The organism is Cupriavidus sp. FW306-1B-F12B (assembly GCF_058781795.1).
In genome coordinates this window covers 43,617-64,399 of sequence record NZ_JBYSXC010000020.1, presented here as the reverse complement: position 1 = coordinate 64,399, position 20,783 = coordinate 43,617, and the positions used below count along the sequence as shown (strand labels likewise).

Sequence of the window (20,783 nt, the reverse complement as noted above, 5' to 3'; positions counted from 1 at the left end):
AACCGCCATGAATGCCCGCAACGAGATCGATTTCGGCACGCCCGCCAGCCCATCCACCGAACTGGTCACCCTGGAGGTCGATGGCGTCAGCGTCACCGTACCCGCCGGCACCTCGGTGATGCGCGCCGCGATGGAAGCGCAGATCGCCGTCCCCAAGCTGTGCGCCACCGACAGCCTCGAAGCCTTCGGCTCGTGCCGGCTCTGCCTGGTCGAGATCGAAGGGCGCCGCGGCTATCCGGCATCGTGCACCACGCCGGTCGAAGCCGGCATGAAGGTCAAGACCCAGAGCGACAAGCTGGCCGACCTGCGCCGCGGCGTGATGGAGCTGTATATCTCCGACCACCCGCTCGATTGCCTGACCTGCCCGACCAACGGCAACTGCGAGCTGCAGGACATGGCCGGCGTGGTCGGCCTGCGCGAAGTGCGCTACAACGACGGCGGCCCGGAAGCTGCGCCGATCGCGACGCACACGCAGATGAAGAAGGACGAATCCAATCCTTACTTCACCTACGATCCGTCCAAGTGCATCGTCTGCAACCGCTGCGTGCGCGCCTGCGAGGAAACGCAGGGCACCTTCGCCCTGACCATCAGCGGCCGCGGCTTCGATTCCCGCGTCTCGCCCGGCACCAGCCAGTCGTTCATGGAATCGGACTGCGTCTCGTGCGGCGCCTGCGTGCAGGCGTGCCCGACCGCGACGCTGACCGAGACCTCGGTGATCAAGTTCGGCCAGCCCTCGCACAGCACCGTGACCACCTGTGCCTATTGCGGCGTGGGCTGTTCGTTCAAGGCCGAGATGAAGGGCAATGAAGTGGTGCGCATGGTGCCGTACAAGGACGGCAAGGCCAATGAAGGCCACGCCTGCGTCAAGGGCCGCTTTGCCTGGGGCTACGCCACGCACAAGGACCGCATCCTCAAGCCGATGATCCGCGCGAAGATCACCGATCCGTGGCGCGAGGTGTCGTGGGAAGAGGCGATCGACTATGCCGCGTCGCAGTTCAAGCGTATCCAGGCCGAGCACGGCAAGGACTCCATCGGCGGCATCGTGTCGTCGCGCTGCACCAATGAAGAGGGCTACCTGGTGCAGAAGCTGGTGCGCGCAGCCTTCGGCAACAACAACGTCGACACCTGCGCGCGCGTGTGCCATTCGCCGACCGGCTACGGCCTGAAGCAGACCCTGGGCGAATCGGCCGGCACGCAGACCTTCAAGTCGGTGGAGAAGGCCGACGTGATCATGGTGATCGGTGCCAACCCGACCGACGGCCACCCGGTCTTTGCGTCGCGCATGAAGAAGCGCCTGCGCGCCGGCGCCAGGCTGATCGTGGTCGATCCGCGCCGCATCGACCTGGTCGACTCCCCGCATATCCGTGCCGACTATCACCTGCAACTGCGCCCGGGCACCAACGTGGCGCTGGTGACCTCGCTGGCGCACGTGATCGTCACCGAAGGCCTGCTCAACGAAGCCTTCATCGCCGAGCGCTGCGAGGACCGCGCCTTCCAGCAATGGCGCGATTTCGTCTCGCTGCCGGAGAACTCGCCGGAGGCGATGGAAAGCGTGACTGGCATTCCGGCGGAACAGCTGCGCGGTGCCGCACGCCTGTATGCCACCGGCGGCAACGCTGCGATCTACTACGGCCTGGGCGTGACCGAGCATGCGCAAGGCTCCACCACCGTGATGGGCATTGCCAACCTTGCCATGGCAACCGGCAATATCGGCCGCGAAGGCGTGGGCGTGAACCCCCTGCGCGGACAGAACAACGTGCAGGGCTCGTGCGATATCGGTTCGTTCCCGCATGAGCTGCCGGGCTATCGCCACGTGTCGGACTCGACCACGCGCGGCCTGTTCGAAGCCGCGTGGAATGTCGAGATCAGCCCCGAGCCGGGCCTGCGCATCCCCAATATGTTTGAAGCCGCGCTGGCCGGCAGCTTCAAGGGTCTGTACTGCCAGGGCGAGGACATCGTCCAGTCCGACCCGAACACGCAGCACGTGTCCGAGGCGCTGTCGTCGATGGAATGCATCGTGGTGCAGGACATCTTCCTGAACGAGACCGCCAAGTACGCGCACGTGTTCCTGCCGGGCTCTTCCTTCCTGGAAAAGGACGGCACCTTCACCAACGCCGAGCGCCGCATCTCGCGCGTGCGCAAGGTGATGCCGCCCAAGGCGCGCTATGCCGACTGGGAAGCCACCATCCTGCTGGCCAATGCGCTGGGCTACCCGATGGACTACAAGCATCCGTCGGAGATCATGGACGAGATCGCGCGCCTGACGCCGACCTTCGCAGGTGTCAGCTACAAGCGCCTGGACCAGCTCGGCAGCATCCAGTGGCCGTGCAACGCCGAGGCGCCGGAAGGCACGCCGACCATGCATATCGACACCTTCGTGCGCGGCAAGGGCAAGTTCATCATCACCAAGTACGTGCCCACCACCGAGAAGATCACGCGCGCCTTCCCGCTGATCCTGACCACCGGCCGCATCCTGTCGCAGTACAACGTCGGCGCGCAGACGCGCCGTACCGACAACGTCTACTGGCATGCCGAGGACCGGCTCGAGATCCATCCGCACGATGCCGAGGAGCGCGGCATCAAGGACGGCGACTGGGTCGGGGTGCAGAGCCGTGCCGGCGACACGGTGCTGCGCGCGATCGTCAGCGAGCGCATGCAGCCGGGCGTGGTCTACACTACCTTCCACTTTCCGGAATCCGGCGCCAACGTGATCACCACCGACAACTCAGACTGGGCCACCAACTGCCCGGAGTACAAGGTGACCGCGGTGCAGGTGCTGCCGGTGGCGCAGCCGTCGGCGTGGCAGCGGGAGTACCAGGAGTTCAACGCCCAGCAGCTGCAACTGCTGGAAGCCGCCAGCGCCGACCCGGCGCAGGCCGTACGCTGAGCGGAGGGGCCACGCCATGATGCGCTGCATGCAGTCACCGGAGGTGCATCCGGCCGCGGCCGGAGACGCCGAGCCGCCCACTCACAGCACCTTCGCCGTCAGCCGCTGGCGCCGCGGCGAGCTGATGCTGAGCCCCGATGAAGTGGCCGAGGAAGTGCCGGTCGCGCTGGTGTACAACGGCATCTCGCACGCGGTGATGCTGGCGACGCCGGCCGACCTGGAGGACTTTGCGCTCGGGTTCAGCCTGAGCGAAGGCATCGTTACCCGTGCCGCCGACGTCTATGACATCGAGATCGACACGCGCGAGCACGGCATCGCCGTGCAGCTGGAGATCGCCTCCGAAGCCTTCATGCGGCTCAAGGACCGCCGCCGCTCGCTGGCCGGGCGCACCGGCTGCGGACTGTGCGGCACCGAATCGCTGGAACAGGTGATGCGCCTGCCGGCACCGGTGCGCAGCGATGCCAGCTTCCATACCGACGTGATCCAGGCCGCGTTCGTGCAACTGCAACTGCGGCAGGAATTGCAGCAACACACGGGTGCGACGCACGCTGCCGCATGGCTGCGTGCCGATGGCCATGTATCACTGGTGCGTGAAGACGTGGGCCGCCACAACGCGCTGGACAAGCTGGCGGGCGCGCTCGCCCGCAGCGGCGAGGACATCTCCAGCGGCGCGGTGCTGGTGACCAGCCGCGCCAGCTATGAAATGGTGCTGAAGACCGCCGCCATCGGCGCCGGCGTGCTCGCCGCGGTATCCGCACCGACGGCGCTGGCCGTGCGGCTTGCCGAACAAGCCAGCATCACCCTGGCCGGCTTCGTGCGCGCCGGCGCGCACGTGGTCTATGCCCATCCCACACGTCTGCAGCACGAAGCGAGCCTGGCATGAAGATCGACAACCTCATCACCATGGCCAACCAGATCGGCAGCTTCTTCGAGGCCATGCCGGATCGGGAAGAGGCCGTCTCTGATATTGCAGGGCATATCAAGCGGTTTTGGGAGCCGCGCATGCGCAAGGCCTTGCTGGGGCATGTGGATGCCGAGGCAGGGAGCGGACTGCTGGACATCGTGCGCGAGGCGTTGGGGCGCCATCGGGCGATGCTGGAGTAGCTTGCAGGCCGGTTGCCGCTATGTGTCCTGCGCCCAGCGCTCCACCAGATCCGCAGGGATCGCCTGGAACACTTCATCGAAGCGCTTGCCGGTCAGCCGCTCGGCTTGCCTGAGCAGCAGTGCCACCGGGCTGCTGGGTTCGTGGAACTCGAACCATTGACGCGCGGCGCGGATGGCGGCCAGGGCGGCATCGCGATCCCGCGGTTTGCAGCCGTCTGCGTGCACGGCGGTTGCGGCAGGGGAAAGACCGCCGGCAGCATCGCCGCATGAAGGAGCAGCGACTGGCGCGGCCGTTGGTGCGGCGACCTGCGCTGGCGGGGCGGTTGCGACAGTGCTCGTCATCAAGCCAAGCAGCCTGAGCAGCGGGCTCAAGTCGGGGCTGTCCTGCCGGAGGTTGGCTTTTGCCCAAGCGTCAATGGCCGCTGCTTGGGCCGCGGCCTCGTCGAGTGCCGTGAGGGCGGGGCTGTTCTGCTGGCGCAGATCCTGCATTTGTTGTCGCACCGATTCCGGCGCCAGGGCGTCCGCGGGCCGCGGCACGCCGAGCGAACGCTCGACGTCGCGGATCTGCAGCCGGAGCGCCGCGTTGCCAGTGATCGTCAGCTCCCGCACGTCCCGCATCAGCCCCTCCGGGTCGGTCAGCGCGGCCAGCGCATTGGCGCGCATCGCGGGATCGGTTTCGCCATCGACGCATAACTGCGGATGGACGGCATCGGGCCATTTTGCCAGCAGCCGCGCCATGGCCGCGAGTCCGTCGCGCAGGCCGCTTGCCTGGCCTAGCCGGGTACGGCAGCGCAGCAACAGCGCCAGGATGCGGATGTCGCGCGTGCGCAGCAGCAGGCGCCGGCAGTCGCGCTCCAGATCCGCCCAGTTGATGGCCTCGGGCTCGCTGACGAAGTTGCCGTACTGCGCGTCGGGCTTCGGCGCCGCCTTGGCCAGCAGCACGACGAACTCAGGGTCGTATTCCAGGTCGTCGCCGCATGGCCTGTCGGGTGCGACAGGTTCCAGCAGTTCCGGGAAGGGAAAGTCAGGTCTTGGCACCGGTACGGCCTTGGCTTTGGCATTCATGGTCAGTGTGTTGCATAGTGTTCGGGCTCGAACACCATGCCGGTGATGGCGCGGCTGTGATCCGGTTCGCCCAGCCATGTAGACCAGCCCAGGCGTTCCTGCGAGCCCAGGATGGCAGGCGGCGCCGAGTCCGGGATCACCTGCAGCTCGGCTTCCCAGACGAACTCGAAACCGACGAAGGCGCGCACCCATTCGATGAGCGTCGGAAGATCCCTGCCGTTCGGCGTGAAGTTCAAGTATTGCTGCAACCCGAGCGGACCGATCACCAGACGGAACTTGTGTTGGCGGTCCGGCACCATTTCGCCAAGCATGGCGCCTTGCCCCATGACCCCTGGGGCGCCCGGGTGTCCCAGGCGGCTGCGCTCGGCCGGATCGACGGCGATCCAGTGCAATACATACTCTTCAAGCCTGACGGGCACACCAAAGAAGTGTGAAAGCGTGGCCGCGATGCCGTCGGGATTGCGTGCTTCGCGCACCTGGTGTGCGCTCGCAGCGAGCCGGGCGTGCGGCGGCAGGGTGCTGTGCGCGATTTCGTCGGCTTCATTGCCCGCCAGCCAGCCGACATAGCGGGAGAACACCTCGCCGTCGCGCCGATCGAGGCCCGCGGTGGCTTGCGCGCTTGCCCACGCGCGGTAGAACTGCGTGAAGGCGCGATGGTGGAAAAGATCCAGGAAGTCGGCGGTGGTGTTGTCCCGCTGTGCCTCGCTACGCTCGCGTACAACTTCCGTCAGGTGAATCGGCAGCGCCCCGTTCGGCCCCAGCATGCCCAAGCCAAACAATTGCACCTTGAGCCGGCCGGGCAGCGGCTGCACCTGCGCGATCTCGCGCGGCGCGAAGGTGAGCGCGGCCTGCTGGCCAGCCCGGAAAGGCTCGTCGCGTGGCCGGCTCGCCTGCCCGATCGGGGGCAAATCAGGGTGCCGGGCGGACAGATGCCGCAGGAGCCCCAGGAAGCTCAGCTTCCACGGCGCCTGGCCGGCATAGTTTCCGGGCGCGGCCGTCGCCGCCGGCGAGGGCGGCACATTGTCGTCGTTGCCTTTGAACATGGCTACACGGCGCTGCGGCCGCCCATGCGCACGGGCCAACGATGCACCAGGCCGCGTTGCATGGAGTGCAGTTCGGTTTGCGTGAAGACATTGACCGAGACGTGGCGCGCCAGGAAATGCTCCAGCACCACGCCGAACAGGTATGGGCTGATGCCGGAGAAGCCGCCTTCGTCCACCGTGAGCTGGCACTGGATGCCGCGGCCGTAGATCAAGGGCCCGTTGCCTGGCAGCCGGCGCATGACTGGTTTCACGTTCGCGCCGATCAGGCTCTGGATTTGCCCCTGGTGCGCGAGGTCGTCGTTCGCCACGAAAAGCCGCAGCATGTCACGCAGGCCCTGGCCCCCTGAGCGATGCTCCAGGTCGGTCAGCGACAAGTAGTTGAAGCCCAGCAGCCGTATCAGGCGCCAGGCCATTTCACCATCCGCATAGGGCGGCCGTGGTGCCGACGGCGCGCGGATCAGGCCGATCCCGTCCACGGGGATGGAAGCTGCCGGGGTCAGGTCGTGCCGGCCATTGCGCGGTACCAGATTGGGCAGATCGCGATTTGTAACCAGCGATTCCACTGACAGGTAGCGCAAGGCGTCCGGGTAGGGAGCTTCGTGCTGGTCCACCAGCGACACGAACAGCTCGGTGCCGACGTATGCCGTGCGTGTGCCGTACTTGCGAGCCTGCTCAGAGATCAGCCGACGCTCGCGCCGCAGGGAAAAGTAGCGGCCGTGGTTGCCTTCATCACTATTCAGGGTGGTAAAGAGCGGCTGGAAGTCGATGCCTGCGCTGTGCTCGGACCGTTGTGCGGAGAGCTGCCTGACGGTGTGGATTTCGTAGTCAAGCGGATGCTGCCGGTCGGCGACCAGGTGAAACTCGGCGCGGCCCGGCGTGACCTCGATGCGATCGGTGCGCTTTGGAAACAGATTGACCACCGGTGTGCAAAACAGCGCGAACTGTTCGCGGTCGACCTTGCTGGTCAGATCCCGGGGCGGCTTTGACAGCAGCACGACGATCTCGGCTTCCTTGCCGCGGATCCGGCTCAGGCCCTGAGCGAGCTTGTTGAGGCCGAAGAAATAGAAGCGTTGCGGGCAAGCGAAGTACTCATGCAACAGGTTGTGCCCGTGGAAGCTGTTCCACTGCAAAGGCAGCGCGCCTTCGCCCGGTCCCATTCCCACGTAACTGACAGCATCCTGCGCCACTGCGCAGGGGCGCTCGCTCATGGCCCCGGGGTGTCCGATCAGCGTCGCCACACCGGCGCTGTGCAACAGTTCGAACAGTTGTGAGGCGATCAGGTCATCGCCGCGCAGATAGACCGGCAGGTGGTCCAGGCCGGGCAGTTGGTCGAAGGTCGCGTCTCGCGTACAGCGCAGGCGCAACCGCAGGGCACCCTGGACTGTCACATGGGCGGGCACATAGCGCTCCGGCCCCCTGACATCGGGCGGAATGCCAGTGAGCCGCGCTTCGGTGATCTCAACCGGCCACAGTGTCAACGGCTGCGTGGTCCTGAACTGGCAGGCCGTCTTCTCTCCAGGCGCCGCCGCCGCGTTGACCTCCGTGCCGCGCGGAACCTCCACGCCACGCGCAAAATCGCCCTCGCTCTGGCTGGGTCGGAACTGCGCGACCGCAATCGATGGCGTCGGCGCCACATAGTTGGGGTAGATCACCTCCAGCAGCCGCTGCGTGAAGCGTGGGAACTCAGCGTCCAGCTTGATCTCGGTACGCGCTGACAGGAAGCAGAACGCCTCGATCAGGCGCTCGACGTAGGGGTCGGCCACCTCGATGCCCTGCATGCCCAGCCGTTTCGCGACCTTCGGGTGCTGTTTGGCGAATTCCCCGGCCAGCTCGCGCATATAGACGAGCTCGCGATTGTAGTAATCGAGCAGTTGCGGATCCATGGTGTCAGCTGGCGTGGATCGATTGGACACTCATCCGGCTGGTTTCCAGGTCGAGCGAGCTTTGGGCAGTGAACGCCATCGGATACGGGTTCATATGGATCAGGCCTTTGATCTCGAACACCAGGGTGTTGTAGCGTTGTGGCGCATCTTCTTTGAGAAGCGGCTTCACTTCCAGCGAGCCGGGGATGAGCCGGGGTTCGAAGTCCAGGATCGCACGCCTGACGATGGTGACGATATCGCTCCACTTGTGTTCGGCCAGATAACTGCCGGCGACCGGCGACACGCCGTAGTTGATGGTCGATGCGGCAGCAGCGGGATAGCGCTTGCGATCGATTTCATCCTCGCGATTGGTGGTGTTGAGCAGATAGGTGAGGTCGCGCTGGATGATCTCGCGCATCTGGGCACGCGTGACGGTGTATTCGTCCGCGTTTTCCGTCTGGCGCTGGGGCGCGTCGTCGCGCAGCCGGTCCAGCAAGGTCGGCAGCAGTTGCGAATTCGGGCGGCGCGGCGGGCGGTGTTCAGCCATGCTCCGCGTCCAGGGTGAGTGTTGTCACATCCAGCATGGCGACATCCCCCGTGTCTGTCATCCAGGTCTTCTGGCCGAAACCGATGACACCTGTCTCGCCCGCTTCACTCCAGCTGGTTTCGCGAGCCAGCCGAATCCCGTCGCTGCCTTGTTCGGAGCCTGGGTAGCGCACCGGCAGGAAGCCACGGCTGACCACGCCGTCGGCGAGTGTCACCGTGGCCGGGCGCCATAACAGATCCAGCAACCCGGACGCCTTGCCCAACTCGATCTTGCGCATCTGCGCAAAGGGCAGCCAGGCGTAGCGCCCCGCGGTTACGATCTCGCAGGTCGGTCCCAGCCGTGTGTCAGTGTCGGTGATCCAGGCAAAGCGCACGCCGTCGTGCGCGCCGGCTGAGGCTGGCACCTGCGACAGGGCCAGGTGCCGGCTGGCGTCCGCGGCTGAGCAATCGCCGGCCTTGTTTCCTGCCAGAGCCGTGTGGAGCTTTGCCACCCACGCCGGGGCCGGCAGCAGCGAGCCGGGGGTGCGCTGGCCGGCAAATACCTCGCCACGGAACACCTCCGCACGGATCAGGTCGCGGTACACATGCGCGGTTTGCGCGAAGCCGGGCGCAAGCTGCGTGGCGACCTGCAATTGCTTGAGGGCCCTGGACCAGTCACCGACCACGCAGAGCCACTGGAATAGCCGCCAACGGAAAGCGAAAGAGCCAGGTTCCTCGCGGACCTGCGCCTCCGTCTGGGCCAGCGCGCCCTTGACCGAGCCGCTTCGGCGAAGGATTGATGACAGCCCCGTGTCGGATGCCTGACGAGGGGTGTGCGATTCAAGCGTCATGGTCAGGATCAGGCGTCAGCGCCGGCGCGGGACGGTAGGCGCTGTCCATCGAGACCAGATGGTGTTCGCGACGGGTAAGCGGGGCCGTGACATTGCGGCGCCGCGTGGGCGCAATGTCGCCAGCGAACAGCCACAGCACGTCCGGCGCAGCCGGGGTTGAAAAGAGTTCGTGCTCTTCCAGGGATTCTTGGGAGCCGATCAGCGAATCAATATGGCCAGCTGTGTCCAGCATGTCCATCAAGCTATCGGCATGGTTCGCTTCGCGCGCGACCGTTTGCAGCGGCTTCGGGTCGACCTCCGCCGGGATCTGAACTGTCGACGTTGCATTTGAGCTGGCATGAGCACTGACGTAGTTCGGATCCCGTAGCGCCGTCTCGGCCTCGCGTTTGAGCTGATCGAGCACGTCGGCCGGGTCAGGGGCAGCCGCCGCCGTTGTCCCCGCGCCACCGGCTGGCTTCACCAGCGAGAACGGATCGGCAGCGTCTGGCTGCGGCCCCCCAAGCGCATCCCAGGGCCAGGGCGCATTGCTGTCGCCACCGAGTCCGGCGTTGACGGCGTGGATTTCTGCAGTGCGGTTCTGCCAGTCGCTCATAGCCCAGCCACCTGAGGTTATTGGTTTTCGAGAGCGTCTGATGATAATCGAAAATCCTGGCGTAACGAATTTTAAATCGAATGGAATTTTCCTATTAAATATCCGGAAAATCAGAATTAAAAAATGATTTTAGCAATTTAAGTATGATCCTATGGACATCGGATAAAAATGATGTATGTCTCGGATGGATTGTCAAAAATTGTAATATTCCATGCGGGCATGGTGTTGGGTCATTGTCGGCGCGAAGAAATCATGATAACTGCGCGATGGTGTGAATAAGCGCTTCAAAATCAACTGGTTAGATGCATTTAAGATGCCGCCGCGCAGGGATTCTGTCGCGGATGAGAAATTTGCTAGCGTATTGTTTTGGTCATATCCTAAAAAAGCCAATAACAAAATCTCTGTGCAATGGCAGCCCTCTCTTCCAAGGAGGGCGAACGGCAAAGGCATCGAATGGATATTTCGCGTCAGGCGTTATTTGGCCGACTCAATCTCACGCTATTCAAGGCGATCGAAAGCGCGACGGCCTTTTGCAAGCTCCGCGGCAACCCGTACGTGGAGCTTGTGCATTGGCTCCACCAACTGCTGCAAGCCCCGGATGGCGACCTGCAGCGGATGCTGCGCCATGCCGGCGCCGACCTGTCCGTGCTTGAAGCCGACCTGACCCGCGCGCTGGCCGCGTTGCCTGCCGGCGCCACCTCGATCAGTGACTTTTCGTTCCAGCTTGAGTCGGCGATCGAGCGGGCCTGGGTCTATGCGACGCTTGCTTTTTCCGATGACCACGTGCGCGGCGCCTATCTGCTCGCTGCGCTGCTCAAGACGCCGGAGTTGCGCCGTACGGTGCTGGGCATCTCAAGCCAGTTCGCGAAGGTGCGGCCCGATGACCTGGTGGAAATGGCACCGGCGCTCCTCGCGCAATCGCCTGAGAGCCGTGAAGAGGCTTATGACGGCAGTGGCCTGGCGCCGGCCACACCGGGTGAAGCCAGTGGCGCGACGGCACCTGCCAGTGCCGGCAAGCCCGCCCTGGGCAGGTACTGCCGCGACTTGACCGAGGAGGCACGCGCGGGCCGGCTGGATCCCGTGATCGGCCGCGAGCATGAGATCCGCACCATGACGGACATCCTGCTGCGCCGCCGTCAGAACAATCCGCTCCTGACCGGAGAGGCGGGCGTCGGCAAGACCGCCGTCATCGAGGGGCTGGCACAGGCCATTGCCGCGGGTGAGGTGCCGCCCAGCCTGAAGGACATCAGGCTGCTGAGCCTCGACGTGGGTGCGCTGCTGGCGGGCGCCAGCATGAAGGGCGAGTTCGAAGCGCGGTTGAAGGGCGTGCTTGAGGAAGCTGCCAGATCCCCGACGCCCGTGATCCTGTTCGTCGATGAAGTCCACACGCTGGTTGGCGCCGGTGGCCAGGCCGGCACCGGCGATGCCGCGAACCTGCTCAAACCGGCGCTGGCGCGTGGGGCACTGCGCACGATCGGCGCCACCACCTGGAGCGAATACAAGCGCCACATCGAGAAGGATCCGGCGCTCACCCGCCGCTTTCAGGTGCTGCATGTCATGGAACCGGACGAAGCCAGTGCGGTCGCCATGGTGCGGGGTCTGGTCCGGACGTTCGAGGCGCATCACCAGGTACTGATCCGCGACGAGGCGGTGCGCGCCGCCGTCAGGCTATCGCATCGCTTTATCCCGTCGCGGCAGTTGCCCGACAAGGCGATCAGCCTGCTCGACACCGCTTGTGCACGCGTAGCCTTGTCATTGCATGCGCCCCCGGCAGAAGTCGAACATCTGCGCCACGAACTCGCCGCGGCCGACGCCGAGTGCGCGCTATTGGCCCGGGAAGCCGGCTTTGGCCGGCCGGACGCTGCGCGGATTGAGCTCGCACGGGCTCGGCGCGAGCAGTTCGAAGCCGACCTGGCTTTGGCCTCGGCGCGCTGGGACCGGGTGCGCGGTCTGGCGACCGACCTGGTCGCCCGCCGATACGCACTGGTGCAGTCCGCGTCGGATGAATCGACTGTAGCCGCCCCGGCGCGACGAACCCTGGATGAGCTCGAGGGCCATCTTCATGCCGCGCAAGCGGATGCGCCGCTTGTATACACGGAAGTGGATGAACGCGTGGTCGCTGCAATCGTCGCCGACTGGACCGGTATCCCGGTTGGGCGCATGGTCGCGGACGAGGTGGCAACCGTGATGCAGTTGCCGCAGACACTTGGCGAACGCGTGATCGGGCAAGGCCATGCGCTGATCCAGCTCGGGGAGCGCGTCACGACCGCCCGCGCACAACTGACTGACCCCAATAAGCCGGTCGGGGTCTTCCTGCTGGCAGGCCCGTCGGGCGTTGGCAAGACCGAGACTGCGCTGGCGTTGGCCGACGCGCTGTACGGCGGTGAGCAAAACCTCATCACCATCAACCTCTCGGAATTCCAGGAGCCGCATACCGTCTCGACGCTCAAGGGCGCGCCGCCGGGTTATGTCGGCTACGGCGAAGGGGGCGTACTGACCGAAGCGGTGCGCCGCCGGCCCTACAGCGTGGTGTTGCTCGACGAGGTCGAGAAGGCCCATGCCGATATCCACGAAGTCTTCTACCAGGTCTTTGACAAAGGCTACATGGAGGATGGCGAGGGGCGCCATATCGACTTCAGGAACACCATCCTGCTGCTCACCAGCAATGCCGGTTCCGAACTGCTGGCAAATCTCTGTGAAGACCCGGCGCTGATGCCGGAGCCCGCCGCACTGCGCGATGCGCTAATGCCCGAGCTGCGCAAGGTGTTCCCGGCGGCGTTCCTCGGGCGGCTGGTAGTCGTGCCATATCTGCCGCTGGCGGCCGAAAACCTTGGCCGCATCGTGCGCCTGCATCTCGATCGCGTGGCGGCGCGCATGCAGCATCAGCACGGCATTGTGCTGACTTACGACGACCCGGTGGTCGAGTTCATCGTGGCGCGCTGTCCGGTCGGCGAGACCGGCGCCCGGCAGCTGATCGGCTTCATTGAGCAGGTCATCCAGCCGCAACTGGCGCGCCTGTGGCTGTTGGCACTGTCCGAGAAGCGCGAGCTCGCGGTGATCGCGATCCGCGTCGCCGACAGCGCGCCTGCCGGGCTCGCCTACCACACCGAATACCGCGCTGGCCACGATGCCGTTGTGCCGGAGTGTCCCGAGGCCGGCTCGGCGTGACGCCGACCGGCATGTCCATGTAACCCGCAGGGGAAATCCATGTCTGTTGTGAACAGTTCGCAGAAATTCATCGCGCGCAACCGCGCGCCGCGCGTGCAGATCGAGTACGACGTCGAAGTTTATGGCTCGGAGAAGCGCATCGAGCTGCCCTTCGTGATGGGCGTGCTGGCCGACCTGTCGGGCAAGCCGGCCGAGCCGCTGCCGGCGGTCGCCGATCGCAAGTTTCTTGAGATCGATATCGACAACTTCGACGAGCGCATGAAGGCCATGAAGCCGCGCGTGGCGTTTGCCGTGCCCAATACGCTGTCCGGTGACGGCCAGCTCATGGTCGACATGACATTCGAGAGCATCGAGGATTTCTCGCCCGCGGCGGTAGCCGGCAAGGTCGATGCGCTCAGGCAATTGCTCGAAGCCCGCACCCAGCTCGCCAACCTGCAGACCTACATGGATGGCAAGTCGGGCGCCGAATCGCTGATCAACCAGTTGCTGCAGGATCCCGCGCTGCTGCAGTCGCTTGCCAAGGCGCCCAAGCCCAGGGCCGGCGACGACGAACTTCAGTCGCCGCAGTCCTGAATGGATCGGCTACTTGCCTACCTGAACCACCTCATCAAGCAAGGAATCCATGGCCTCCGCCCAACAAGCACAACAGCAAGCGCTCGCGAGCGCTGACCATTCCGACTTCGCCGCGCTGATCAGCCGCGAATTTTCGCCAAAGACCGACCAGGCCCGCGAGGCCGTCGATCTCGCCGTCAAGACGCTGGCCGAGCAGGCGCTCGCCAGCTCGTTCACCATGAGCGATGATGCCTACAAGAGCATCGAAGCCATCATCGGCGCCATCGACAAGAAGCTCTCCGAGCAGATCAACCTGATCCTGCATCATGAGGACTTCCAGAAGCTGGAGTCCGCCTGGCGCGGCCTGCACCACCTGGTCTCAAACACCGAAACCGACGACAAGCTGCGCATCCGCGTGATGGATGTGTCCAAGGAAGACCTGCGCCGGACCCTGCGCCGCTACAAGGGCATCGGCTGGGACCAAAGCCCGTTCTTCAAGCGCATCTATGAGGAAGAGTACGGCCAGCTTGGTGGCGAGCCCTACGGCTGCCTGGTGGCCGACTACTACTTCGACCACACTCCGCCAGACGTCGAACTCCTTGGCTCGCTCGCCAAGATCTCGGCAGCGGCTCACGCCCCGTTCATTGCCGGCGCCTCGCCGTCTGTGCTGCAGATGGATTCGTGGCAGGAACTCGCCAATCCGCGCGATCTGTCCAAGATATTCCAGAACCTGGAATACGCGCCGTGGAACAGCCTGCGCAACTCGGAAGATGCCCGCTATGTCGGCCTCGCCATGCCGCGTTTCCTGTCGCGCCTTCCCTACGGCATCAAGACCAATCCGGTCGATGAGTTTGACTTCGAGGAAGACACCGACGGTGCCGATCACCGCAAGTACGTGTGGAGCAATGCCGCCTACGCCATGGCGGTCAACATCAACCGCTCGTTCAAGCTCTATGGCTGGTGCACGCTGATCCGAGGCGTCGAAAGCGGCGGCGTGGTCGAGAACCTGCCGTGCCACACCTTCCCGACCGACGATGGTGGCATCGACATGAAGTGCCCGACCGAGATCGCCATCTCGGACCGCCGTGAAGCGGAACTGTCGAAGAACGGCTTCATCTCGCTGGTGCACCGCAAGAACACCGACTATGCAGCTTTCATCGGTGCCCAGTCGATGCAGAAGCCAGCCGAGTACTACGACGCTGATGCGACCGCCAACGCCAACCTCTCGGCACGCCTGCCGTACCTGTTCGCCTGCTCGCGCTTTGCCCATTACCTGAAGTGCATCGTGCGCGACAAGATCGGCGCCTTCAAGGAGCGCGAGGACATGCAGCGCTGGCTCAACGAATGGATCATGAACTACGTCGATGCCGACCCGGCCAACTCGTCGCAGGAGACCAAGGCGCGCCGACCGCTGGCGGCAGCCGAGGTGGTCGTCGAGGAAATGGAAGGCAACCCGGGCTACTACAGCGCCAAGTTCTTCCTGCGTCCGCACTTCCAGCTCGAGGGCCTGACCGTCTCGCTGCGGCTGGTGGCGCGCCTGCCGTCGGTCAAGGACGCCGCCTGAGCGTCGCTCAGGCATTGAAACGTACCGGTAGTTCCACGCCGAGGTATCGCGCCCCTGACCTGATTGGGGCGCGGCCCTGGTTGTGGCTCTTGTCTGCAGTACCTGTCTTAACGTCAAGGAGTTTTGCAATGGCACAGGACATTTTCCTGAAGATCAACGGCATCGACGGCGAGTCGCAGGATTCGTCGCACAAGAACGAAGTCGAAGTACTGGCCTGGGACTGGAGCATCGAGCAGCAGTCCACCATGCACGCGGGCAGTGGCGGCGGCGCCGGCAAGGCGACCGTGTCGGACCTGTCCTTCGAGCATTTCATCGATCGCGCATCGCCCAACCTGATGAAGTACTGCCTGACCGGCAAGCACATCAACGAAGCCGTGCTGGTGGTGCGCAAGGCCGGCGGCAATCCGCTCGAATACCTGAAGCTCACCATGACCGACGTGATCGTCACCAGGGTGAGCCCCAAGGGTTCGGTGGATGACGAAGTACGCATGCGCGAGAAGGTGGCGCTGTCGTTTTCCAAGGTGAAGCAGGAGTACGTGGTGCAGAACGCCCAGGGCGGCAGCGGTGGCGCCGTGACCGCGGGTTACGACATCAAGGGCAACAAGGAAGCCTGATTGTCATGGCTGGCCTCGCCGGCTACCAGTGTTGAAGCTGGCGAGGCCAAGGAGTCTGGCACTGACCGAGTGCGGAATCCATGCGGATGACAACGGCCCGACTCTGAGCAGCCGTTAAAGAGATGACCTTATGAGTGCGCTAAACAATCTGAAAAACCTGGCCGTTGGGCGGAATCGCACCGTCAGCGTCTCCAGCGCGGCGATTCCCGACCTGTTGGGGCAGCCCCAGCTGGAGTTCGTGAGGCTCTCAGGTCATGAGGGATTGAGCGAACTCTTCACCTACAAGGTAGACCTGCGTGCGGTCTCGCCTGCCGCGGAACAGTATCTTGCGGAGGCCGATCCCGATGCGATGATCGGCCGCGAGATGACCGTCACCATCGAGCTCGATGGCATGGGCACCGGCCTGCTGGGTGGGGTAGGGGCTGGGCATCGCGAGATCACCGGTGTCATCTCCGATATCGAACATGTCGGCGGCGTTGCGGAGAATCGCTTGTACCGGTTCACGCTGCGCCCCTGGCTGTGGCTGGCGACGCAGACGTCCGACTTCAAGCCTTTCCAGAAGAAGACGGTGATTGAGATTCTTGACGAGGTGCTTGCGGACTACCCGTTCTCGGTGGAGAAGCGCCTCGATACATCGGTCTATCCGAAGCTCGCCTGGGAGGTGCAGCATGGAGAGACCGATGCGCATTTCATCCAGCGGCTGACCGAGGAGTATGGCATTACCTACTTCTTCGAGCATGACGGCGGACACCATCGGCTGATCCTGGCCGCCGAATCGGGAGCATATCGCCAGTTCCCCAGCGAGGCCTATCACACGCTGCCCATCTATCCGCGTGGCTTCAAGATCGACCAGGAACATCTGGTCCGCTTCGATCCGGTCAACCGGCTGCGCACGGGCAAGGTGACGCTGAACGACTACGATCCGCGCAAGCCGCGCGCGAATCTGACCACCGACAACAGCCAGCCGCGCGATACCAGCTTCGCCGATTTCGAGCGCTACGAGCACCCGGGCGACTATGTCGATCCGGCGGTGGGCGAGATGCGGGCGAGGATTCGCATGGAGGAACGCCGCTCACGCGGCCGGCGCGCACGTGGCGCGGGTGCGCTGCGCGGGGTGGCGGCGGGCTGCACCTACCTGGTGAGCAATCACAGCAACCCGGCGATGAACCGCGAGTTTCTGGTGACCGGTGCGACGCTGGACCTGGAGGATGTCGGCGGCGAATCCGGCAGCGGGCAACAGTTTTCGTGCCGCGTTTCGTTTGAAGCGCACCCCACTGATGAAGTCTTTCGCCCCCCGCGCACGGTCGGCAAACCACGCGTGGCTGGCGTGCAGCGAGCGGTGGTGACTGGCCCGAAGAACCAGGAGATCTGGTGCAACGACCACGGCAACGTGATCATTCAATTCGAATGGGACCGCTACGGGAAGTACGACGAGAACTCGTCGCCATGGATTCGGGTGGTCAATGGCTGGTCGGGCGACCAGTTCGGCGCGATGCACATTCCGCGGATCAGGCAGGAGGTCATTGTGGCGTTCATCAACGGCGATCCGGACTGTCCGGTGATTGTCGGGCGGGCGCCGAACCAGCTCAATCTGCCGCCGTGGTTATTGCCCCACCAGCAGTCGTTGTCGGGCTTTCGGAGCCGCGAATTCGCAGACGGGAGTGGCAAGGGTGGTGGCCGCGCGAACAAGGTGATCGCGGACGATACGCCGGGGCAACCGCAGGCACAAATCGGCTCGGACTACCAGGCGTCGGAGCTGGCGCTCGGCCATATCGTCGATATCCCCGGCAATGCCGGTCGCACGGACAAACGTGGCGAGGGATTTGAGCTTCGTACGGACGCCTGGGGTGCCTTGCGCGCCAGCCTCGGCATGCTGGTCAGCACTTATCCGCGCGAGTCTGGCGACGACTATGCGCTTAGCATGGGAGCGGTGGTTGACGGCCTGCGGGAGAGCGCCAGAGAGGCCGATCAACTGATCGACGCCGGCAGGACAGTCGAAGCCCATGATGGGGAGCCTGCGGCCGTGTCCAAGATCCTTGCCAAGCAAGTGGACGCGATGCTGGGAGAAGGCCGCCTCAAGGAGCTGACCTCGCCGCACCTGGTTCTCGCCAGCCCAGCGGGAATCATCCAGGCCACGCCGGGATCAAGCCATACGCGCAGCGGCGGACACGCTGCCGTGACCGCCGGACAACATATCTCCCTGACCGCCGGGGGCGGCCTGTTCGCCAATGTCCGCAAGGCGTGGCGGGTGTTTGTTCATGAAGCAGGGATCAGGCTGGTAGCTGCTTCCGATGACATCGACATCCACGCCCTCAGGAACTCGGTCAACTTGCTCGCAAAGCTGAAGATCACCTTGACAGGCGAGCGGATCGAAATCAGCGCCGAAAAGGAACTGCGGCTCTCCGGTGGCGGCAGTGCGATCGTGCTTAACGGCAATATCAATGAGTACACGCCCGGCGGCCACACCATCCATGCCGCAAGCAAATCCAAATCGGGTCCGCGCAGCATGCCGGTGGAATTCGAGACAAAGTCGCTTTGTATTGAATGCCTGCTCAAGGCTGCCAAGAGCAATGCCGCACTGGTTCTGCGTTGATGTCCGGGATGGCTGCCATGACTGAATCGATGCCTCTGTATGTGCTCGCCGATGGCGCGCAGTTTCCCGCTAACGTTGCCTCTCTGGTGGCGCAGGCTCCGGAGTGCCGGAACGTGTATGCCGGAATGCCGGAAGAGCGGGCGGAGAGCGCGTCGCTGTTCCTGGCGCGCGTCGGCGAGGGCCAGCCGGCGTGGATGACAGAGCTGGATCGACTGGATCAGCAGATGCCGTGCATCTCATTGATCCTGAGCGATGCCGGCATCGACGCCATGGCGATGCATCTGCAGCAGTTTCTGATTGCCGACCTGGGCGACAAGATGTCTGCGCTGGTGCGCTACTTCGATCCGCGCAATCTCGCTGCCTTCCTGAACGTTTTTGGTCCGGAGCTTGCCGAGAAGTTGACGCGGCCTATGTATCAATGGAAGTACCGCGGGCACTCGCGGAAGTGGAACGGCATAAACGGTGGCGCTGAGTACACTGCAGTGCAGGACGCCCCGGTGGCCATCAGCCTGGATCAGCGGCAACAGGATTACCTGATTGCTCACTGCGAGCCGGATCAGGTGCTGTTCAGCCTGATTCAAGGCGGCGTAGTCGCCGGCGCAGGGCTATATGCGGAGCGCTTTGAAGACTTGCTGCATCGATATCGGCGCGTTGCAGCCTGGGGGCTCACGGAGACGATGTGTCGGCTGCGGTATTGCGAGTACAGCTATCGGTATGGGTTCGATTTCGACGAGCACCCGGAGGTGCGGACGGCGCTGGAAGCGAGATGGCGCGAAGGCGGTTCGTTCATTGAAAGCGTTGACGCATTGCCGGATCACGTATGGACGGAGTTGCTGCATAAGCGCCAGCGTGGTGCCGGACACAACGGTGAGTGAAATGTGCGTACAGCGTTGGCTGGCAGAGATGTCCGAAGCCCGGGGACTGGCTAGGACGCGAGGGTGGTTCATTGAGAGGAGATGCGTCGCGATGAGGACCCGGGAGATATGCCGTGCGCTGGTGGCCTTGCTAGTACTGGCCCTTGCGGCTTCACTGCAGGCGTGCAAGGAGCGTACTGCAGTGCCCGCCGAAGCTCGCGATGTGCCGGCCCTCGCCGATCAGAACGTAGTGAACCCAGGCGGCGTAAGCGGGCTGAACTACACGCCTCACTATATCGTGGGCTTCGGCATCGCCGGTGAGAACGGCATGAGCGGGGGCGGCCCCAACATCTGGCGCGCAGAAGGTGACGGCCCTGCCGGGGGAGGGGCGGAGACGTGCTGTATCGGCATTCCGGAAGTATGGAAGCCAGACATGAAGATAACGATCCGCTGGGAGGTGGAGAAGGTTCCGGATGGCAAGACGCCAGGGATTCACTACATGGCAGTTGCGAAGGTTCCGCAGTACTCAAGAGACACTGGCGGCATGTGGGCGATTTTCTTGCCAAATGATCGAGTCAAGGTGATGGTGAATGATGGGAATGCCAGCGGCCACAACAGCCTCAACGTGCGGCCCGGCGACGATGATCCGTACGTCGCTCAGGGGGTGGTGGACGAACCGGCGAACCGCGAGGCTGCAGAGCGCCGCTGCAAGTATCCCGTGCTACCGACAGATTGCCCTGCAGGGAGAGCGAAATGAGCGCACCGCGTTGGCCGAAGAAGATGCCGAAGTCCGATGGACTGGCTGAGAAGCGAGGGCGGTTCATCGACAGTAGGCACATCGCGATGAGGTTCCGGATGACAAGTCGTGCGCTGGTGGCCCTGGTCATGCTGGCTGTGGTGGCGGCACTGCCGGCGTGTACGGAGCGTACTGCAGTCCCCGCCGAAGCTCGTGATGCTTCGGTGCTTGCCGACCAGAACGTGGTGAACCCAGGCGGTGTGCGCGGACTGAACTACACGCCCCACTATATCGTGGGCTTCGGCATCACCGGTGAAAACGGCATGAGCGGGGGCGGCCCCAACATCTGGCGCGCAGAAGGCGACGGCCCCGCAGGTGGGGGAAAGGAAACATGTTGCATCGGCATTCCGGAAGTATGGAAGCCGGACATGAAGATAACGATCCGCTGGGAGGTGGAGAAGGTTCCGGATGGCAAGACGCCGGGGATTCACTACATGGCAGTTGCGAAGGTTCCGCAGTACTCAAGAGACACTGGCGGCATGTGGGCGATTTTCTTGCCAAATGATCGAGTCAAGGTGATGGTGAATGATGGGAATGCCAGCGGCCACAACAGCCTCAACGTGCGGCCCGGCGACGATGATCCGTACGTCGCTCAGGGGGTGGTGGACGAACCGGCGAACCGCGAGGCTGCAGAGCGCCGCTGCAAGTATCCCGTGCTACCGACAGATTGCCCTGCAGGGAGAGCGAAATGAGCGTACTACGTTGGCCAAAGA

General features: G+C 64.1%; 18 protein-coding genes. 11 read left to right on the top strand and 7 right to left on the bottom strand.

The features are described from left to right. Window positions 1–7 precede the first annotated feature (7 nt). From fdhF to AC3WLE_RS27420, 3 genes are read left to right on the top strand one after another with little or no spacing between them, the layout of a single operon-like run. Complete coding sequence (gene fdhF / locus AC3WLE_RS27430; RefSeq protein WP_492317583.1) at window positions 8–2,887, top strand: formate dehydrogenase subunit alpha; 2,880 nt, start codon at window positions 8–10, stop codon at window positions 2,885–2,887. 16 nt (window positions 2,888–2,903) lie between these two features. Further along, window positions 2,904–3,770 (top strand): formate dehydrogenase accessory sulfurtransferase FdhD, encoded by an 867-nt coding sequence (gene fdhD, locus AC3WLE_RS27425; RefSeq protein ID WP_492356825.1) that lies wholly within the window; start codon window positions 2,904–2,906, stop codon window positions 3,768–3,770. Next, a complete protein-coding gene (locus AC3WLE_RS27420) occupies window positions 3,767–3,991 on the top strand; it encodes a formate dehydrogenase subunit delta (RefSeq protein ID WP_010811246.1) in 225 nt (74 codons plus the stop codon). Before fdhD ends, AC3WLE_RS27420 begins: the two co-directional genes overlap by 4 nt. An 18-nt stretch (window positions 3,992–4,009) precedes the next feature. Here AC3WLE_RS27420 and tssA read toward each other — a convergent pair whose 3' ends face one another. From tssA to AC3WLE_RS27385, 7 genes are all read right to left on the bottom strand, one after another. Continuing rightward, on the bottom strand, window positions 4,010–5,056 hold the full coding sequence (tssA, locus tag AC3WLE_RS27415; protein ID WP_492317581.1) for a type VI secretion system protein TssA: 1,047 nt from the start codon (window positions 5,054–5,056) through the stop codon (window positions 4,010–4,012). 2 nt (window positions 5,057–5,058) lie between these two features. Further along, window positions 5,059–6,099, bottom strand: coding sequence for a type VI secretion system baseplate subunit TssG (tssG, locus tag AC3WLE_RS27410; RefSeq protein ID WP_492317580.1), 1,041 nt, complete (start codon window positions 6,097–6,099; stop codon window positions 5,059–5,061). Window positions 6,100–6,101: 2 nt separating this feature from the next. Next, window positions 6,102–7,982 (bottom strand): type VI secretion system baseplate subunit TssF, encoded by a 1,881-nt coding sequence (gene tssF / locus AC3WLE_RS27405; RefSeq protein WP_492352253.1) that lies wholly within the window; start codon window positions 7,980–7,982, stop codon window positions 6,102–6,104. Window positions 7,983–7,986: 4 nt separating this feature from the next. Beyond that, window positions 7,987–8,508: a type VI secretion system baseplate subunit TssE gene (gene tssE, locus AC3WLE_RS27400; RefSeq protein WP_492356824.1), complete on the bottom strand. Its 522-nt coding sequence runs from the start codon at window positions 8,506–8,508 to the stop codon at window positions 7,987–7,989. Then, on the bottom strand, window positions 8,501–9,337 hold the full coding sequence (locus AC3WLE_RS27395) for a type VI secretion system accessory protein TagJ (protein ID WP_492317577.1): 837 nt from the start codon (window positions 9,335–9,337) through the stop codon (window positions 8,501–8,503). Before AC3WLE_RS27395 ends, tssE begins: the two co-directional genes overlap by 8 nt. Next, entirely contained in the window at window positions 9,327–9,929 is a 603-nt protein-coding gene (locus AC3WLE_RS27390; RefSeq protein WP_492317576.1) for a TagK domain-containing protein, read from the bottom strand. The genes AC3WLE_RS27395 and AC3WLE_RS27390 overlap by 11 nt, the downstream gene beginning before the upstream one ends. A gap of 192 nt (window positions 9,930–10,121) precedes the next feature. Further along, a complete protein-coding gene (locus AC3WLE_RS27385) occupies window positions 10,122–10,379 on the bottom strand; it encodes a hypothetical protein (RefSeq protein ID WP_492363604.1) in 258 nt (85 codons plus the stop codon). A gap of 3 nt (window positions 10,380–10,382) precedes the next feature. On the opposite strand from AC3WLE_RS27385, the gene tssH reads away from it, so the two are divergent. From tssH to AC3WLE_RS27345, 8 genes are all read left to right on the top strand, one after another. Next, window positions 10,383–13,097, top strand: coding sequence for a type VI secretion system ATPase TssH (gene tssH / locus AC3WLE_RS27380; RefSeq protein WP_492356823.1), 2,715 nt, complete (start codon window positions 10,383–10,385; stop codon window positions 13,095–13,097). Between the two features lie 39 nt (window positions 13,098–13,136). Next, the gene (gene tssB, locus AC3WLE_RS27375) at window positions 13,137–13,670 is read left to right on the top strand and encodes a type VI secretion system contractile sheath small subunit (protein ID WP_492356822.1); all 534 of its coding nucleotides are present in this window, start codon (window positions 13,137–13,139) and stop codon (window positions 13,668–13,670) included. A 49-nt stretch (window positions 13,671–13,719) separates the two neighbouring features. Further along, window positions 13,720–15,213: a type VI secretion system contractile sheath large subunit gene (gene tssC, locus AC3WLE_RS27370; protein WP_492356821.1), complete on the top strand. Its 1,494-nt coding sequence runs from the start codon at window positions 13,720–13,722 to the stop codon at window positions 15,211–15,213. 128 nt (window positions 15,214–15,341) lie between these two features. After that, window positions 15,342–15,827 (top strand): Hcp family type VI secretion system effector, encoded by a 486-nt coding sequence (locus AC3WLE_RS27365; protein WP_492317575.1) that lies wholly within the window; start codon window positions 15,342–15,344, stop codon window positions 15,825–15,827. A gap of 130 nt (window positions 15,828–15,957) precedes the next feature. Further along, window positions 15,958–18,420 (top strand): type VI secretion system Vgr family protein, encoded by a 2,463-nt coding sequence (locus AC3WLE_RS27360; protein WP_492317574.1) that lies wholly within the window; start codon window positions 15,958–15,960, stop codon window positions 18,418–18,420. A gap of 17 nt (window positions 18,421–18,437) precedes the next feature. Beyond that, window positions 18,438–19,295, top strand: a complete 858-nt coding sequence (locus tag AC3WLE_RS27355; protein WP_492352258.1) for a DUF4123 domain-containing protein — start codon at window positions 18,438–18,440, stop codon at window positions 19,293–19,295. 181 nt (window positions 19,296–19,476) lie between these two features. Then, window positions 19,477–20,031: a DUF3304 domain-containing protein gene (locus AC3WLE_RS27350; RefSeq protein ID WP_492356820.1), complete on the top strand. Its 555-nt coding sequence runs from the start codon at window positions 19,477–19,479 to the stop codon at window positions 20,029–20,031. Beyond that, window positions 20,028–20,762: a DUF3304 domain-containing protein gene (locus AC3WLE_RS27345; RefSeq protein ID WP_492340237.1), complete on the top strand. Its 735-nt coding sequence runs from the start codon at window positions 20,028–20,030 to the stop codon at window positions 20,760–20,762. Before AC3WLE_RS27350 ends, AC3WLE_RS27345 begins: the two co-directional genes overlap by 4 nt. Window positions 20,763–20,783: the final 21 nt, after the last annotated feature.

Bases quoted from the DNA above. Each gene is read 5' to 3' on its own strand.
- fdhF (WP_492317583.1), top strand. From the start codon at position 8: ATGAATGCCCGCAACGAGATCGATTTCGGCACGCCCGCCAGCCCATCC.
- fdhD (WP_492356825.1), top strand. From the start codon at position 2,904: ATGATGCGCTGCATGCAGTCACCGGAGGTGCATCCGGCCGCGGCCGGA.
- AC3WLE_RS27420 (WP_010811246.1), top strand. From the start codon at position 3,767: ATGAAGATCGACAACCTCATCACCATGGCCAACCAGATCGGCAGCTTC.
- tssA (WP_492317581.1), bottom strand. From the start codon at position 5,056: ATGAATGCCAAAGCCAAGGCCGTACCGGTGCCAAGACCTGACTTTCCC.
- tssG (WP_492317580.1), bottom strand. From the start codon at position 6,099: ATGTTCAAAGGCAACGACGACAATGTGCCGCCCTCGCCGGCGGCGACG.
- tssF (WP_492352253.1), bottom strand. From the start codon at position 7,982: ATGGATCCGCAACTGCTCGATTACTACAATCGCGAGCTCGTCTATATG.
- tssE (WP_492356824.1), bottom strand. From the start codon at position 8,508: ATGGCTGAACACCGCCCGCCGCGCCGCCCGAATTCGCAACTGCTGCCG.
- AC3WLE_RS27395 (WP_492317577.1), bottom strand. From the start codon at position 9,337: ATGACGCTTGAATCGCACACCCCTCGTCAGGCATCCGACACGGGGCTG.
- AC3WLE_RS27390 (WP_492317576.1), bottom strand. From the start codon at position 9,929: ATGAGCGACTGGCAGAACCGCACTGCAGAAATCCACGCCGTCAACGCC.
- AC3WLE_RS27385 (WP_492363604.1), bottom strand. From the start codon at position 10,379: ATGCCTTTGCCGTTCGCCCTCCTTGGAAGAGAGGGCTGCCATTGCACA.
- tssH (WP_492356823.1), top strand. From the start codon at position 10,383: ATGGATATTTCGCGTCAGGCGTTATTTGGCCGACTCAATCTCACGCTA.
- tssB (WP_492356822.1), top strand. From the start codon at position 13,137: ATGTCTGTTGTGAACAGTTCGCAGAAATTCATCGCGCGCAACCGCGCG.
- tssC (WP_492356821.1), top strand. From the start codon at position 13,720: ATGGCCTCCGCCCAACAAGCACAACAGCAAGCGCTCGCGAGCGCTGAC.
- AC3WLE_RS27365 (WP_492317575.1), top strand. From the start codon at position 15,342: ATGGCACAGGACATTTTCCTGAAGATCAACGGCATCGACGGCGAGTCG.
- AC3WLE_RS27360 (WP_492317574.1), top strand. From the start codon at position 15,958: ATGAGTGCGCTAAACAATCTGAAAAACCTGGCCGTTGGGCGGAATCGC.
- AC3WLE_RS27355 (WP_492352258.1), top strand. From the start codon at position 18,438: ATGACTGAATCGATGCCTCTGTATGTGCTCGCCGATGGCGCGCAGTTT.
- AC3WLE_RS27345 (WP_492340237.1), top strand. From the start codon at position 20,028: ATGAGCGCACCGCGTTGGCCGAAGAAGATGCCGAAGTCCGATGGACTG.